The following is a 16195-nucleotide window of genomic DNA, read 5'->3' on the forward strand; positions in this document are numbered from 1 at the left end:
GGTTTATTTCATTGCTTCATATAAGGATCAAAGAGATGAAAATTACCCACGCTGAAGTCTTTGTCACCTGCCCCGGCAGGAATTTCGTGACGGTTAAAATCACCACCGACCAGGGTTTAACCGGTATTGGCGACGCCACGCTGAACGGCCGCGAGCTGCCGGTCGCTTCCTACCTGAAAGATCACGTTTGCCCACAGCTGATTGGCCGCGATGCCCATCAGATTGAGGACATCTGGCAGTTCTTCTACAAGGGCGCCTACTGGCGGCGCGGGCCGGTGACCATGTCCGCCATTTCGGCGGTGGATCAGGCGCTGTGGGACATCAAAGGTAAAGCGGCCAATATGCCGGTTTACCAGCTTCTGGGCGGCGCCTCGCGTACCGGCGTGATGGTTTACTGTCATACCACCGGCCACAGCGTGGATGAAGTTATTGACGACTACGCCAGACACAAAGAGATGGGATTTAAGGCCATTCGTGCGCAATGCGGCGTACCGGGCATGAAAACCACCTACGGCATGGCGAAGGGTAAAGGCCTGGCCTACGAACCCGCTACGAAAGGCAACTGGCCGGAAGAACAGCTCTGGTCAACAGAGAAGTATCTCGACTTCACGCCGAAGCTGTTTGAAAAAATCCGCGACAGGTTCGGCTTCGAAGAACATCTGCTGCACGATATGCACCATCGCCTGACGCCGATTGAGGCGGCACGCTTTGGTAAAAGCATCGAGGATTCACGCCTGTTCTGGATGGAAGATCCCACGCCTGCCGAAAATCAGGAGTGCTTCCGTCTGATCCGTCAGCACACCGTCACGCCGATTGCCGTTGGCGAAGTATTCAACAGCATCTGGGACTGTAAGCAGCTGATCGAAGAGCAGCTGATCGACTATATCCGCACCACCATTACTCACGCTGGCGGCATTACCGGCATGCGCCGTATCGCCGATTTCGCGTCGCTTTACCAGGTGCGCACCGGCTCTCACGGCCCGTCCGATCTTTCGCCGATTTGTATGGCCGCCGCGCTGCATTTTGATCTCTGGGTGCCAAACTTCGGCGTGCAGGAATATATGGGCTACTCCGAGCAGATGATGGAAGTCTTCCGGCACAACTGGACATTCGATAACGGCTACATGCATCCTGGCGACAAGCCAGGCCTTGGCATTGAGTTCGATGAGAAACTGGCGGCGAAGTATCCCTACGAGCCTGCCTACCTCCCGGTTGCGCGCCTTGAAGACGGCACGCTGTGGAACTGGTAAACGGACGAGGAGACGCTATGAAAAGTGTGGTAATTGAATGTCCCGGCACGCTGACGCTTCAGGAGCGTCCGCTGCCTGAGCCGACAGCAGGTGAGGTGCGGGTGAAAGTTCACTATGCCAGCATCTGCGGTTCCGACGTGCATATCTGGCATGGACACAACCCGTTTGCGCGCTATCCGCGCGTTATCGGCCATGAGTTTTTTGGCCTGATTGATGCGGTGGGCGAAGGCGTTTCCCCGGCGCGCATCGGTGAGCGCGTCGCGGTCGATCCGGTCGTGAGCTGCGGTCACTGCTACCCCTGCTCCGTTGGCCGCCCTAACGTCTGTAGCGAGCTTCAGGTGATTGGCGTGCATCGCGACGGCGGCTTCAGCGAATACGCCGTCGCGCCCGCCGCCAACGCGTATCGCCTGCCGGAGAGCATTCCTGACCACTTCGCCAGCCTGGTGGAGCCGTTTACCATTGCGGCCAATATCACCGCCTTTCTTAAGCCGCAGCCCAATGACGTGGCGCTGATTTATGGCGCCGGGCCGATGGGCCTGACCGCCATTCAGGTGCTGAAAGGTGTCTACAACGTTCGTGAAGTGATTGTTGTCGATCGCCTCAGCGAACGGCTGGCGCTGGCGAAAGACAATGGTGCGGACCGGGTATTGGATAACAGTGAAATCCCGCTGGCGGCGCAGCTTGAAGGCATAAAGCCTACCATCATCATCGACGCCGCCTGCCATCCTTCTATTTTGAGCGAGGCCGCGGCCATCGCCTCACCGGCCGGACGCATCGGCCTGCTCGGTTTTTCCGGCGATGCCTGCACCATCACACAGCAGAGCCTGACCAGTAAAGAGCTGTCGCTGTTTACTTCCCGTCTCAACAGCCATCGCTTCCCGGCCGTGATTGAGTGGATGGAAAAAGGGCTGATCCACCCGGAAAAACTGGTAACCCACACCCTGCCGTTGAACGAGATTGAGCAGGCGATGACGCTGTTTGAAAAAGATCCCCGACGCTGCTGCAAGGTTATTTTAGCCATTAGTTAACACCAGACGCGCCGGCCTGCACGGCGCATAATTCCTTACCTCCTACGATAAATATAACGAGGCATAACTATGTTTAAGAACCTCCGCTGGACAATAGTACTGCTGCTGTTTTTCGTCTACATGATCAACTATCTCGATCGCGTCGCGCTGTCGCTGACCGTACCGATGATCGAGAAAGATTTAATGCTTAACGCCGAACAGTTCGGTCTGATCTTCGGTAGTTTCTTCTTCGGCTATGCGCTGTTTAACTTTATCGGTGGCCTGGCAACGGACAAATTCGGCCCGACCATCGTCATGGGTGTCGCGGTGGGCATGTGGTCGCTGATGTGCGGCTTTACCGCGCTGGCTACCGGTTTCTGGTCGATGTTGATCCTCCGCGTAATGTTCGGCATGGCGGAAGGGCCGATCTGCGCCTCGGCAAACAAAGCCATCAACGGTTGGTTCCCGAAAAAACAGGCGGCTACCGCAATGGGCTTCCTCAGTGCCGGTTCACCGCTGGGCGGCGCCGTTGCCGGTCCGATTATAGGTTACCTCGCCCTCGCCTTCGGCTGGCGTCCGGCGTTTGTGATCATCTGCGCAATCGGTATCGTCTGGATGGTGATTTGGTTCTTTATCGCGTCGGATAATCCACTGAAAAGCCGTCGCGTCAGCGAAGAAGAGCGCACGCTGATTGCATCATTGAAAGAAGAGCAGACCAGCCCTGAGGAAGAACTGTCCCATGCCGCACATGGACTTGGCTACTACCTGCGTCAGCCGATCATCCTGGTGACCGCTTTCGCCTTCTTCTGTTACAACTACATCCTGTTCTTTTTCCTGAGCTGGTTCCCGGCCTATCTGGTACAGGCGCATAACCTTGATATTAAATCGATGAGTATGACGACCATGATCCCCTGGATCGTCGGTTTCGTCGGTCTGGCGCTGGGCGGCTGGATTTCAGACAAAATATTCAACATTACCGGCAAACTGCTGCTGTCGCGCAAAATCGTGCTGGTGACCTCGCTGCTGGCGGCGGCGATATGCGTCGCGCTGGCGGGATCGGTAAAAGGTGTCTATCCAGCGGTGATTTTAATGTCGGTGTCCATCTTCTTCCTCTATATCACCGGCGCAATTTACTGGGCTATTATTCAGGACGTAGTACACAAAAGCCGCGTTGGCGGCATCAGCGGTTTTATTCATCTGATCGGCAGTGTTTCAGGTATTGTCGGCCCCATCGTGACCGGCTACATCGTGCATCATACCGGCAAGTTTGACAGCGCCTTTGTACTGGCGGGTGTTGTTGCCGCGCTGGGCGCGCTGCTGGTGCTGTTTGTTATTAAAAATCCGAAAACGCAAAACAAAGCGGTTTCAGTTTGAACATCACAGGGCGCGGCAGTCCGCGCCCTGGCTGAGAAAGGACACACTATGCTCTCATCTGAATACCCCGGTAACATTATTCGTCCCGATTATGACCGCAGCAAACTGCGCACTCGCATGGTGCACATCGGTTTCGGCGCTTTTCATCGCGCTCATCAGGCACTCTGCACTGATAAACTGGCCAGCGCGCATCAGAGCGACTGGGGCTACTGCGAAGTCAATCTCAACAGCGGCGAACTGATTCAGGCACTGAAGCAGCAGAACTACTGTTATTCCGTGGCGGAAATGGCCGATGAGCAGATATTACTCCGCGTTGTTGGCGTGATCACCGCCGCCCTGCATGGACGCTCAGACGGCATTGATGCGGTGATTGACGCGATGAGCCAGCCGGATATCGCCATCGTTTCCATGACCGTCACGGAAAAAGCCTACTGCCATGAGCCGTCGAGCGGCAGACTGAACCTGACACATCCCGCTATCGCGCATGATATTGCCCACCCCGATGCCCCTGATTCCCTGCCGGGTTTGATCGTCGCCGCGCTGCGTCGTCGTCGGGAGCGCGGGCTGCCGCCGTTTAGCGTCATGTCCTGCGATAACATGCCGGAAAATGGTCATGTGACCCGCAACGTGGTGATCGCTCTGGCAAAGCAACAGGATACAGATCTGGCCGACTGGATCGGTGAAAATGTCACCTTCCCTTCCACGATGGTGGACCGCATCGTCCCGGCCATGACCGGGGAAACGCACGCGGTGCTGCGTGACAGACTGGGCTGCAACGATCCGGTTGGCGTGGCCTGCGAGCCTTTTTTTCAGTGGGTAATTGAGGACAACTTTGTCAGCGGCCGCCCCGCGTGGGAAAAAGCCGGTGCGGAGTTGGTCAGCGACGTGCTGCCGTATGAAGAGATGAAGCTGCGCATGTTGAACGGCAGCCACTCTTTTCTCGCCTACCTTGGCAATCTTGCTGGTTACCAGCACATCAGCGATTGTATGGCCGACACCCATTTTCGCACGGCGGCGCGTAAGCTGATGATGGCTGAGCAGGCACCCACGCTGCATACGCCCGATGTTGATTTGGCAGCCTATGCCGATTCGCTGATCGCCCGCTATGAAAATCGCGCCATTAAGCATCGCACCGCGCAAATCGCCAATGATGGCTCGCAAAAGCTGCCGCAGCGCTGGCTGGACAGCATCCGCTGGCATCTGCGAAACGGCTCTGACTTTACGCTGCTGGCACTGGGCGTGGCGGGCTGGATGCGATACGTCAGCGGCGTGGACGAACGCGGTGAACCGATTGAGATTAACGATCCTATGCGTGACAGGCTGGCGCAGATCGTTGCTGAGACGTCGTCAAATCAATCACGCGTGGCGGGTTTGCTGGCAGTGAATGCAATATTTGGTGAAGACTTGCCCACCGAGGGTAAATTTGTCGCCCGCGTTAATGATTTTTATCAGCAACTCACCACGCTTGGCGCAAAAGAAACGGTGAAACAGGCGCTATCGGCTGCCTGAGTCAATAAGCGCTGGCGCGCAGCCAGCGCGCTGTTTAGACTGAGGCTTTTATGCATTGTGCGGCTGGCTCAGGCCATCCGCTATACGGATATCGCCCAATGTCGATTGCCTATGTTATTACCGCTACCGAGCCGGTAAATCAGCAGATTTATCGCTTCCTGCGACAGGATATTGTGACCTGCGCTATTCCGCCCGGCTCGCTGCTGTCAGAAAAAGAGGTTTCCTCACGGTTCAGCGTATCGCGCCAGCCGGTGAGAGAAGCCTTTATCAAGCTGGCGGAAGCCGGACTGGTGCAGGTGCTGCCGCAGCGTGGCACCTTTGTGCGTAAGATCTCCGCGCAGCGCGTGGCGGATGGCCGTTTTATACGCGAAGCCGTCGAGGTGGCGGTAATACGTCGCGCTGCGCTGGAGGCAGGCGCAGACTCGCTTGCCAGCCTCGAGCATAATCTTCAGCTTCAGCGAATGGCCGCATCGCGTCACGACAGTCAGGCTTTTCTGCTGCTGGATGACGACTACCATCGGCTGATTGCGCAAAGCATCAACTGCGAACTGGCGTGGGAGACGGTGGAGAACATTAAAGCGGCAATGGATCGGGTGCGCTTTTTGACCCTGAGTAAAGTTTCTCCGCCGGAGAGTCTGATTCAGCAGCATGAAGAGATTTATCATGCGCTGCTCGCCAGAGATGCCGATGCGGCTGAACAGGCACTGCGGCGCCATCTTCAGGAGATGATTTTCTCCATTACCCCTATTGCCGAGCAAAACAGCGAATGGTTTGAGCAGTCCTGACCTGCTCCCGGTGAGAAGCAGGTCAGCGACCGTCAGACAACGGTGGCGACTTTGGCTATCAGCCTCACGCATGATGCAAACCGCTGACTCTATTTTGCAGAGCGTTCCCGGCTGAAAAAGTGTCGCTACCACCATTGCCAGAAATGGTGAACCGGGCCGATGCCGCTGCCGACTTCCAGCGAATCCGCCTGCGTCAGCGCGCCCTGTAGCCAGGTTTTTGCCTCCTGCACCGTCGATTCCCAGTCGCTGTGGCGGGGACGCAGCGCCGCCAGCGCCGCAGAGAGCGTACAGCCGGTGCCGTGGGTGTTATTTGTCGGCACGCGCGGCGCGCTGAAACGCTGCTCCCTGTCATGCGTAAACAGCCAGTCGGGGCTTTCTGCATCGCTCAGGTGGCCGCCCTTCATCAGCACCGCCTGGCAGCCCAGCCGGAGCAGCGCGTTGCCCTGTTGACGCATCTCCTTTTCATTCTGTGCCGGTGAACAGCCCAGCAGCGTGGCGGCTTCAGGCAGATTTGGCGTAATCAGTGAAACCATCGGCAACAGCGTGTCACGCAGCGTCGCCACGGCGCGCGGAGAAAGTAACGCATCGCCGCTTTTTGCCAGCATCACCGTATCCAGCACGATCCACGGCACCGCCGCGCTTTCGAGGCTTGCTGCCACCGTTTCAACGATGCCGCTCTCCGCCAGCATGCCGATTTTAATGCTGTCGATACGCACGTCATCCAGCACCGAGGCGAGCTGCGCCGCCACGAATTCGGCATCGATATGATGCACTGCCTGTACGCCGTGGGTATTTTGCGCCACCAGTGCCGTTACCACGCTGGCGCCATAGGCGCCGAGCGCGGAAAACGTTTTCAGATCCGCCTGAATGCCCGCGCCGCCGCTGGGATCGGTTCCGGCGATGGTCAATGCATTGATACGTTTCATCGCGTTACCTCCATGCGCAGCGTGCAGAGGAATGCCAGAGAGAAAGCGTAAGATGTTAGTAACCGGTTGTCGGTAAAGGTCTGCATTACGTCACGGGTCAGGGAACGTTGATGATACTGCGCGAGAGAGGCGGCGGCGTCAGCCGCAAGAACGGTGTGAGGTTGGATCATACATACTCCCAACCGGCGATCAAGAAGGCGATGCGCTCAGGCATCTGACTTCCCTACGCTGGCATTATCCAGTTCAGGTTCAACGGGTATTTCTCAGCCTTCGCGTGGAAGGGCACCCCGAGTCAGGTGGTAAACAGACTACTGGTCTGCTCGCCAGACAGTAAAGCAGATTGCAGAACGCGTTGTACAGCACTGCACCGTCGCCTGCTGCTAATTTTTACTATCCTCTGCCAATCCGCTACCCTGTTCAGCATCAGGCCGAAAGCGAAGCCGATGGAAGAAACGATGATAAGACCTCTTAACGAACAGTACGGCATCAGCCTGGCCGCGCTACGCATGCTGCACTATCTGGAACAGATCGCCCGCGGCGATCGCACATTTTCGATTCGTGATAGCACGCTGAATCACCGTTGCAACGTGACGCCGCCGGATAACTTTGCCTTACTGGATCAGCTATTTGAAGCCGGTAAGATCGATTATGACTATCGCGGCACCGGCATTGATGGTGAGCGCTACGTCATGCTGGTGGGATAAACGATGCACATTCGCCGCTTTACCGAAGACGACCGCCCTTTTCTGCGCACGCTTTTTCTGGCCTCGCGCAAAGCGAACTGGCGCTGGCTCGATGACAGCGACTGGCGGCTGGAAGACTTTGACCGGGTGACGCTGGGGGAGCGGGTCTGGGTGGCCGAGCAGGACGGCCGCCGTCTTGGCTTTGCCGCCGTGCTGCCTAATGATAATTTTCTGCACAGCCTGTTTATCGATCCTGACTGTCAGCGCCAGGGCGTTGGCAGCGCGCTGCTGAATGCAGTGCAGGAAAAATTTACCTCAACGGGCGCGCTGAAGTGCCTCAAAGCCAATGAGGCCGCGACCGCGTTCTATCAGCGCCACGGTTGGGAGATTGTTTCCGATGGCGAAGCCGAACACGGCGCGTACTGGCTGATGCACTTTGTGCGTTAACTCCCGGTTTAAAAGTGATATTTCAGCCAGGCGAAAAAGACGTTTCCATTATTGTAAGTGCCCGGAATATAGGTCATTTGCAAATCCAGATTGCCGTATCCCACCGCTGCCAGCGGCAGTACAGCGGACACAGGAATGTATTTCCAGTTATCGCGCGCGGTAAAACCGGCGGTATAGCCTGCTCCCCAGTGAAATTTGTCATCCGCTAACGGCCGCCAGGTGGCCACCCAGCCGTAACCACCAAAGGGCTCCCACTTGTTGAAAGAGTCTTTAAACGCCATCAGATAGAGACCATGCCAGTTACCTTTCTGGTCGTAGCGCGAAACGCCGCCACCGGCTCCCCAGGGGCGCTCGTTATATTTTTCGATATGTTCGTCATCGTAAGTCCAGCGGTTATGCCAGGTGATCGCCGGCAGGTAGATGTCGCCGCCGTCAGACTGTTGCCAGGTTTGCGCAACGTTATCGCTGAACGTATTCCAACTGTTTTTAATCTTTTGTGAAACGGTGGCTGAATGCGCAGAAAATGTCCCGCTGATCAGAAGCGCAATTGAAAGCGCGAAACCACGCTGCGCATCTCTTACCCTCTTCTCATGGAGGATGTGCGGCGCAAAACGCCTCAATCTTGCCGCTGTCATGAATATGTATCCCCGGATATTTTAAAGCGGCTGATAATAAGGACCGAAGTATAAATATTCAATGAACGACACGGTGGTCAGCGCAGGCAGAGGATAAAAAAGGAAGCTGGCCGCCGCGATTGGGCGGCCTGAAGACGGGAACGATCAACGATCCCGTTTTTCATACTAAAGCGCGCGGAAGGAGATATCGTCCGGGATCACCTCACCCTGCCAGTAGATCTGCGCGGCGACCGCACCTGCCAGATCGCGGTAAAGCTGAGTAAACTCGCTCTCCGGGCGACGCACCACCGTCGGCTGCCCGTCGTCCAGATCTTCCCGTACGGTAATGTGTAACGGAAGCTGCCCCAGCAGACGCGTATTATATTGCTGAGCAAGTTTCACTGCCCCGCCGCTGCCGAAAATCGGTTCGTGATGTCCACAGTTGCTGCAAATATGCATGCTCATGTTCTCTACAATCCCCAGCACCGGCACGCTGACCTTTTCAAACATTACGATGCCTTTGCGGGCGTCAACCAGCGCAATGTCCTGCGGCGTGGTCACCACCAGCGCGCCGGTGACCGGTACGTTCTGCGACAGCGTGAGCTGGATATCGCCGGTGCCCGGCGGCATATCCAACACCAGATAGTCCAGGTCCGGCCACAGCGTTTCGTTAAGCAGCTGCATCAGCGCTTTGCTGGCCATCGGGCCGCGCCAGACCATGGCGTTATCATCGGTCACCAGATAGCCGATAGAGTTGGTCGCCAGGCCGTGCGACATAATCGGTGCCATGTGCGTGCCGTCCGGCGAACTCGGGCGCTCACTCCGCGTACCGAGCATGTCCGGGATCGAAGGGCCATAGATATCCGCATCCAGCAGGCCGACCTTCGCGCCTTCAGCCACCAGCGCCAGCGCAAGATTCACAGCTGTGCTGGATTTTCCTACGCCGCCTTTGCCTGAACTGACTGCGATGATGTTTTTTACGCCGTTTACGCCGGGCTGATTTTTTACGCGCTTCATGGTCGCCACATCGTGGTTAAGGCGCCAGCTGATGGCCGTGGCGTGGGTTAAACGCAACAGTTCGGCGCTGGTCGCTTCCTTCAGCGCCTCAAAGCCGCTGCGCCAGACAAACGGCATCATCAGGTCGATATGCAGCGTATTATCCATCATGGCGCAGTGATGCAGCGACTTCAGCGTGGTCAGATTGTGCTTCAGCGTGGGATGTTCAAACGTGGTCAACACGCCCATCACCATAGCGCGCAGCGCTTCCGGCGAATGTTGCCCGGCAGAGTGAGAGGTCATCCTGGCTCCTTCTTTTTTCGATAAGTTCTGTACCGCACAGCATATCAGATGCGGCGGCGGCCGGATGCGAAAATCAACAGTAGAACATTTACCCGGACAGCACACTCGGTTACCATCTAGACCCTTTCTTTAACAGGTATGAGCTAAGTCTTACTATGACTCAAGTCGCGAAAAAAATATTGGTAACGTGCGCACTGCCGTACGCAAACGGCCCTATCCATCTCGGTCACATGCTTGAACACATCCAGGCGGACATATGGGTGCGTTACCAGCGAATGCGCGGCAACCAGGTTTACTTCATCTGCGCGGATGACGCCCACGGCACGCCGATTATGCTGAAAGCTCAGCAGTCCGGCATTGCCCCCGAGCAGATGATTGCCGAAATGAGTCAGGAGCATCAGACCGACTTTGCTGGCTTTAATATCAGTTATGACAACTATCACTCAACGCACAGCGATGAAAATCGCGAGCTGTCCGGGCTGATCTACACGCGCCTGAAAGAGAACGGTTTTATTAAAAACCGCACCATCTCTCAGCTTTACGATCCTGAAAAAGGCATGTTTCTGCCGGATCGCTTTGTGAAGGGCACCTGTCCGAAATGCAAATCCGCCGACCAGTATGGCGATAACTGTGAAGTGTGCGGCGCGACCTACAGCCCGACTGAGCTGATCGAACCCAAATCGGTGGTATCCGGCGCCACGCCGGTGATGCGCGAGTCGGAGCACTTTTTCTTCGACCTGCCAGCCTTCAGCGACATGCTGCAAGCCTGGACCCGCTCCGGTGCCCTACAGGAGCAGGTGGCGAACAAGATGCAGGAGTGGTTTGAGTCGGGCCTGCAACAGTGGGATATTTCCCGCGATGCGCCCTACTTCGGCTTTGAAATTCCGAACGCGCCGGGCAAGTATTTTTACGTCTGGCTGGACGCGCCAATCGGCTACATGGGCTCATTTAAAAATCTGTGCGATAAGCGCGGTGACATTGATTTTGACGCCTTCTGGCAGAAAGATTCTGATGCCGACCTTTACCACTTCATCGGCAAAGATATCGTCTACTTCCACAGCCTGTTCTGGCCGGCGATGCTGGAAGGCAGTAATTTCCGTAAGCCGACCAATCTGTTTGTACACGGGTATGTGACGGTGAACGGAGCCAAAATGTCGAAATCGCGCGGCACCTTTATTAAAGCCAGCACCTGGCTTAATCATCTGGACGCCGACAGCCTTCGTTATTACTACGCCGCCAAGCTCTCCTCACGCATTGATGATATCGACCTGAACCTGGAAGATTTCGTGCAGCGCGTGAACGCCGATATCGTAAACAAAGTGGTGAACCTTGCCTCACGTAACGCCGGTTTCATCACCAAACGCTTCGACGGAAAACTTTCTGCCGAACTGGCCGATCCGGCGCTGTATAAAACCTTCACCGACGCCGCAGCCGGTATCGGCGAAGCCTGGAGCAACCGTGAATTCAGCCGCGCGGTGCGCGAAATCATGGCGCTGGCCGATGTGGCCAACCGCTACGTTGACGAGCAGGCGCCGTGGGTCGTGGCGAAGCAGGAAGGCCGCGACGCCGATCTTCAGGCAATTTGTACCATGGGTATCAACCTGTTCCGCGTGCTGATGACCTGGCTGAAGCCGGTGTTGCCGAGCCTGAGCGAACGCGCTGAAGCATTCCTGAATCAGCCGCTACGCTGGGACGAGATTGAACAGCCGCTGCTGAACCACACGCTTTCTCCTTTCAAAGCGCTGTATAACCGTATTGAGATGGATAAGGTTAATGCGCTGGTTGCCACCTCCAAAGAGGACGCCGCTGCCGCGAACAAACCGGCCCTGACCGGCCCGCTGGCCGACGATCCGATTCAGGAAACCATTACCTTTGATGACTTCGCCAAAGTGGATATGCGTATCGCGCTGATCCAGAACGCCACCTTTGTGGACGGCTCCGATAAGCTGCTGAAGCTGACGTTGGATTTAGGGGGCGAAACGCGCCAGGTATTCTCCGGCATTCGTTCTGCCTACCCGGACCCGGCGGTGCTGATTGGCCGTCACACGGTAATGGTGGCAAATCTCGCGCCGCGCAAAATGCGCTTTGGACTGTCAGAAGGCATGGTGATGGCGGCGGGCCCTGGCGGTAAAGACATTTTCCTGCTCAGCCCGGACAGCGGTGCACAGCCGGGTATGCAGGTAAAATAACCGGCGACATCAAAAAAACAGGGCGACTTTCGCCCTGTTTTTTATCGTGAAATGTGACACACAACACGTCCCGACGTATGATTAGCATTCAGCAAACAGGAGCTTATCATGCGTACCGCGCTGTCGGTTCTCTGGCGCTATCTTCGCGCCTTTATCATTATTTATCTCGCGCTTTTTGTCGGTAACGGCCTGGCGGCCCTGCTGCCGGTGACCATCCCCGGTAGTATTCTCGGTATGCTTATTCTTTTTATCCTGCTGGCGATACGCATCATTCCCGCGCAGTGGGTGAAGCCCGGCAGTCATCTGTTGATCCGCTATATGGCGCTGCTTTTTGTGCCGATAAGCGTTGGCGTAATGAGCTATGTGGACGTGCTGACCGCCCAGTTTGGCCCGATTGTCGTCTCCTGCACCGTCAGCACGCTTATTGTGCTGGTCACCGTCGGTTTCTGTTCTCAACGACTGCACGGCGGACTGCCTTCAGGAGCGAAAGATGAGTGATATCTGGTGGTCGCTGCCGCTGACGGTCGCGGTTTTTTTTGCCGCCCGGCGGCTGGCGGCAAAGGTGAAAATTTCGCTGCTTAATCCGCTGCTGATTTCAATGGCGGTAATTATTCCGCTGCTTCTGCTGCTCAACCTGCCCTACGCGCGCTATTTTCAGGGCAGCGCAATGCTTAATCAGCTCCTTCAGCCCGCGGTAGTGGCGCTGGCGCTGCCGCTCTATGAGCAGATGCATCAGATCCGCGCGCGCTGGAAATCAATTATCGGCGTCTGCTTTATCGGCAGTCTGACGGCGATGGTATCCGGCACCGCCATTGCGTTGTGGATGGGCGCAACGCCGCAAATCGCCGCGACCATTTTGCCCAAATCGGTCACCACGCCGATTGCTATGGCCGTCTCCGCCACGCTGGGCGGCGTACCGGCGATCAGCGCAATCTGTGTGCTGATCGCGGGCGTACTGGGCGCGGTCTTTGGTCATATGCTGTTAAATTTACTGAAAATTCGGGCAAGGGCTGCGCGCGGTCTGGCGATCGGCAATGCCTCGCATGCGCTGGGCACCGCGCGCTGTGCGGAGATCGATCTTCAGGAGGGCGCGTGGAGTTCGCTGGCGCTGGTGCTTTGCGGCATTATCACTTCACTGCTGGCGCCGTTTGTTTTTCCATTGCTGCTTCAGCTCTTGGGCTGAACTTGCGATAAGTCGCGCAATGTTTGCATCTCTTTCATGAATTGCACTGCTAATGTGATTAAAATCACATACAACCGTGACACGGGCCGCCAGAATAGGCGGCCGAACATGCCAGAGAGGCCAATATGCACCCACGTTTTCAACCGGCGTTTACCACGCTGCCCGCGCCGTTGCAGAGTGCGCTGCATCCGATAGTGGATGCCGATGACTTTCCCGCTTTTTTTTCTCCTGAGCAGGTAGATGCTCTTCAGAAGGCCACCGGCCTTGACGTGCATGCGTTGTCCTTTGCGCTGCTGCCGCTGGCCGCAGCCTGTGCGGTTGCGCCGCTCTCTGGTTTTAACGTCGGCGCGCTGGCGCTCGGCAAAAGCGGACGCCTCTATTTTGGCGCTAATATGGAGTTCTCCGGCGCCACCATGCAGCAAACGATACATGCTGAACAAAGCGCGATAACCCATGCGTGGCTGCGCGGTGAGCCCTCGCTGACGTCCATTACCGTTAACTACACACCCTGCGGCCACTGCCGCCAGTTTATGAACGAACTGAACAGCGGCACCGCGCTCGGCATTCATCTTCCGGGCCGTAAACCCGCCACGCTGGGCGATTATCTGCCGGACGCCTTCGGCCCGCGCGATCTGGCCATTGAGACATTACTGTTGGACAACGTCGATCATGGCGTGCCTCTCAGAGGCGATGCGCTGACACGCGCGGCGCTTCAGGCCGCGAACCGCAGCCACGCCCCGTATACCCAGGCATGGAGCGGGGTGGCGCTTCAGGCAGAAAACGGCGACATTTTCGCCGGTTCCTACGCGGAGAACGCCGCGTTCAACCCCAGTCTGCCGCCGCTTCAGGCCGCGCTGATCCTGCTCAACCTGACGGGGCATAATTTGTTCACCCTTCAACGCGCCGTGCTGGCGGAAGCGCCGGAGGGCAAAGTGGTGCAGCGCCAGGCCACCGTCGCCACACTTCAGGCGCTGGGCTGCGGCAATATCACCACCGTTCCGCTGGTTTAAATAGTTACATTACCTCCGCTTTTCAACGAAGATCCCAGCTTTTGTTATAGCTTGTTAACAAAAGCTGTACTTTCAGACGATTTATTTTAGGATTGCCACACGACATCCCGCTTCGAATGAGTATTGACCGCATGGAACTCGAATACGAAAGTAAACGATCGCTCTATATCCCTTACGCTGGCCCTATCCTGCTGGAATTTCCGCTGTTGAATAAAGGCAGCGCTTTCTCCGTGGAAGAGCGTAATGATTTCAACCTTAATGGCCTGCTGCCCGAAACCGTGGAAACCATTGAAGAGCAGGCCCAGCGCGCATGGCGTCAGTTCCAGGAATTCAAAAACGATAACGACAAACACGTTTACCTGCGAAACATTCAGGACACCAACGAGACGCTGTTTTACCGCCTGCTGGATAATCACCTTGAAGAGATGATGCCGATTATCTACACCCCAACCGTGGGTGCGGCGTGCGAGCATTTCTCGGAGATCTATCGCCGTGCGCGCGGTCTGTTTATCTCCTATCCGAATCGCGCAAACATTGAAGACATGCTGCAAAACGCCACCAAACAAAACGTTAAAGTTATCGTCGTGACCGATGGCGAACGTATTCTTGGCCTGGGCGATCAGGGCATTGGCGGCATGGGCATTCCCATCGGTAAGCTCTCGCTCTATACCGCCTGTGGCGGCATCAGCCCGGCCTATACCCTGCCGGTGGTGCTGGACGTCGGCACCAATAATCAGCAGTTGCTGAACGATCCGCTTTACATGGGCTGGCGTCACCCGCGTATTACCGGCGAAGAGTATGAAAGCTTCGTCAACGAATTTATTCAGGCGGTGAAAAGCCGCTGGCCAAACGTGCTGCTTCAGTTTGAAGATTTTGCACAGAAGAATGCGATGCCGATCCTGGAGCGCTATCGTGATGAAGTGTGCTGTTTTAACGATGATATTCAGGGCACGGCGGCCGTTACGCTCGGCACGCTGATTGCCGCCAGCCGCGCCGCAGGCAGCCTGCTGCGTGAACAGACAGTGGTCTTTCTTGGCGCGGGTTCCGCGGGCTGCGGCATCGCTGAACAGATTATCGCGCAGATGAAATCAGAAGGCCTGAGTGATGAAGAAGCACGCGCTCGCGTGTTTATGGTCGATCGTTTTGGTTTGCTGACCGATCGTCTGCCTAATCTGCTCAATTTCCAGAGCAGGCTGGTGCAGAAAAGTGAAAAGCTGGCGAACTGGGACGTTGAATCGGAATCCCTCTCCCTGCTTGATGTGGTGCGCAACGCACGCCCGGATATTCTGATCGGCGTCTCCGGCCAGCCGGGGCTGTTCAGTGAAGAGATCGTGCGTGAAATGCACAAGCACTGCGCACGCCCGATTGTGATGCCGCTTTCCAACCCCACATCGCGCGTTGAAGCCACGCCGCAGGACATTATGGCCTGGACCGACGGCGCGGCGCTGGTGGCAACCGGCAGTCCGTTCTCCCCGGCGCACTGGAAGGATAAAATTTATCCTATCGCGCAGTGCAACAACTCCTATATCTTCCCTGGTATCGGTCTTGGCGTCATTGCGTCCGGCGCCGTCCGCGTGACCGACAGCATGCTGATGGCCGCAAGCCGCGCGCTGGCCGACTGCTCGCCGCTGGTTAACGATGGCGCAGGCCCGGTATTGCCGGAGGTGAAAGATATTCAGGGCGTCTCAAAAATCATCGCGCTGGCAGTGGGCAAAGCCGCACAGCTGGCGGGCGTGGCCGTTGTTACCTCGGAAGATGTGCTCTCCGCATCGATTGCCGCCAACTTCTGGCTGCCGCAGTATCGCAACTATCGTCGTACATCAATTTGATGTGTGATTATCGGGCACTAAGGTGCCCGATACCTCCTTCTTCCTTCCCTCTCTTTTCCTGCGTGAAAAGCCGCCATCCGCGATGACTGC

General features: G+C 56.5%; 15 protein-coding genes and 1 riboswitch. Of the genes, 12 read left to right on the forward strand and 3 right to left on the reverse strand.

Going from position 1 to position 16195, the window contains the following annotated elements:
- Positions 1–35 precede the first annotated feature (35 nt).
- The 5 genes from manD to FA91_RS11695 all read left to right on the forward strand — a co-directional run bounded on the left by manD (position 36) and on the right by FA91_RS11695 (position 5925).
- The gene (manD, locus tag FA91_RS11675; RefSeq protein ID WP_034915927.1) at positions 36–1250 is read left to right on the forward strand and encodes a D-mannonate dehydratase ManD; all 1215 of its coding nucleotides are present in this window, start codon (positions 36–38) and stop codon (positions 1248–1250) included.
- A 17-nt stretch (positions 1251–1267) separates the two neighbouring features.
- Complete coding sequence (locus FA91_RS11680) at positions 1268–2278, forward strand: Zn-dependent oxidoreductase (RefSeq protein ID WP_034915928.1); 1011 nt, start codon at positions 1268–1270, stop codon at positions 2276–2278.
- A 69-nt stretch (positions 2279–2347) separates the two neighbouring features.
- The gene (locus tag FA91_RS11685) at positions 2348–3631 is read left to right on the forward strand and encodes an MFS transporter (protein WP_034915929.1); all 1284 of its coding nucleotides are present in this window, start codon (positions 2348–2350) and stop codon (positions 3629–3631) included.
- Positions 3632–3679: 48 nt separating this feature from the next.
- A complete protein-coding gene (locus FA91_RS11690) occupies positions 3680–5140 on the forward strand; it encodes a fructuronate reductase (protein ID WP_034915932.1) in 1461 nt (486 codons plus the stop codon).
- A 98-nt stretch (positions 5141–5238) separates the two neighbouring features.
- On the forward strand, positions 5239–5925 hold the full coding sequence (locus FA91_RS11695; RefSeq protein ID WP_034915934.1) for a GntR family transcriptional regulator: 687 nt from the start codon (positions 5239–5241) through the stop codon (positions 5923–5925).
- Positions 5926–6050: 125 nt separating this feature from the next.
- Here the strand turns inward: FA91_RS11695 and thiD are convergent, their stop codons facing one another.
- Entirely contained in the window at positions 6051–6851 is an 801-nt protein-coding gene (thiD, locus tag FA91_RS11700) for a bifunctional hydroxymethylpyrimidine kinase/phosphomethylpyrimidine kinase (protein ID WP_034915936.1), read from the reverse strand.
- 203 nt (positions 6852–7054) lie between these two features.
- Positions 7055–7151, reverse strand: a riboswitch (TPP riboswitch).
- A 155-nt stretch (positions 7152–7306) separates the two neighbouring features.
- On the opposite strand from thiD, the gene FA91_RS11705 reads away from it, so the two are divergent.
- Entirely contained in the window at positions 7307–7555 is a 249-nt protein-coding gene (locus FA91_RS11705) for a hypothetical protein (RefSeq protein WP_034919241.1), read from the forward strand.
- Positions 7556–7558: 3 nt separating this feature from the next.
- Positions 7559–7981, forward strand: coding sequence for a GNAT family N-acetyltransferase (locus FA91_RS11710; protein WP_034915938.1), 423 nt, complete (start codon positions 7559–7561; stop codon positions 7979–7981).
- A gap of 8 nt (positions 7982–7989) precedes the next feature.
- Here the strand turns inward: FA91_RS11710 and pagP are convergent, their stop codons facing one another.
- A complete protein-coding gene (gene pagP / locus FA91_RS11715; protein WP_082212587.1) occupies positions 7990–8616 on the reverse strand; it encodes a lipid IV(A) palmitoyltransferase PagP in 627 nt (208 codons plus the stop codon).
- Between the two features lie 165 nt (positions 8617–8781).
- Complete coding sequence (gene apbC, locus FA91_RS11720) at positions 8782–9894, reverse strand: iron-sulfur cluster carrier protein ApbC (protein WP_034915941.1); 1113 nt, start codon at positions 9892–9894, stop codon at positions 8782–8784.
- Between the two features lie 86 nt (positions 9895–9980).
- On the opposite strand from apbC, the gene metG reads away from it, so the two are divergent.
- From metG to FA91_RS11745, 5 genes are all read left to right on the forward strand, one after another.
- Complete coding sequence (gene metG / locus FA91_RS11725) at positions 9981–12083, forward strand: methionine--tRNA ligase (protein WP_072032304.1); 2103 nt, start codon at positions 9981–9983, stop codon at positions 12081–12083.
- A gap of 108 nt (positions 12084–12191) precedes the next feature.
- Positions 12192–12581 carry a CidA/LrgA family protein gene (locus FA91_RS11730; RefSeq protein ID WP_034915945.1) on the forward strand — a complete coding sequence of 130 codons (390 nt, stop codon included), beginning with the start codon at positions 12192–12194 and terminating at the stop codon, positions 12579–12581.
- Entirely contained in the window at positions 12574–13266 is a 693-nt protein-coding gene (locus tag FA91_RS11735; protein WP_034915946.1) for a CidB/LrgB family autolysis modulator, read from the forward strand. The genes FA91_RS11730 and FA91_RS11735 overlap by 8 nt, the downstream gene beginning before the upstream one ends.
- 125 nt (positions 13267–13391) lie before the next feature.
- Complete coding sequence (cdd, locus tag FA91_RS11740; protein WP_034915948.1) at positions 13392–14276, forward strand: cytidine deaminase; 885 nt, start codon at positions 13392–13394, stop codon at positions 14274–14276.
- Between the two features lie 131 nt (positions 14277–14407).
- Positions 14408–16105, forward strand: coding sequence for an NAD-dependent malic enzyme (locus FA91_RS11745; protein ID WP_034919246.1), 1698 nt, complete (start codon positions 14408–14410; stop codon positions 16103–16105).
- The last annotated feature ends 90 nt before the right edge of the window (positions 16106–16195 follow it).

The organism is Erwinia sp. 9145, assembly GCF_000745075.1.
In the GTDB taxonomy this organism is placed as follows: Bacteria; Pseudomonadota; Gammaproteobacteria; order Enterobacterales; family Enterobacteriaceae; genus Erwinia; species Erwinia oleae.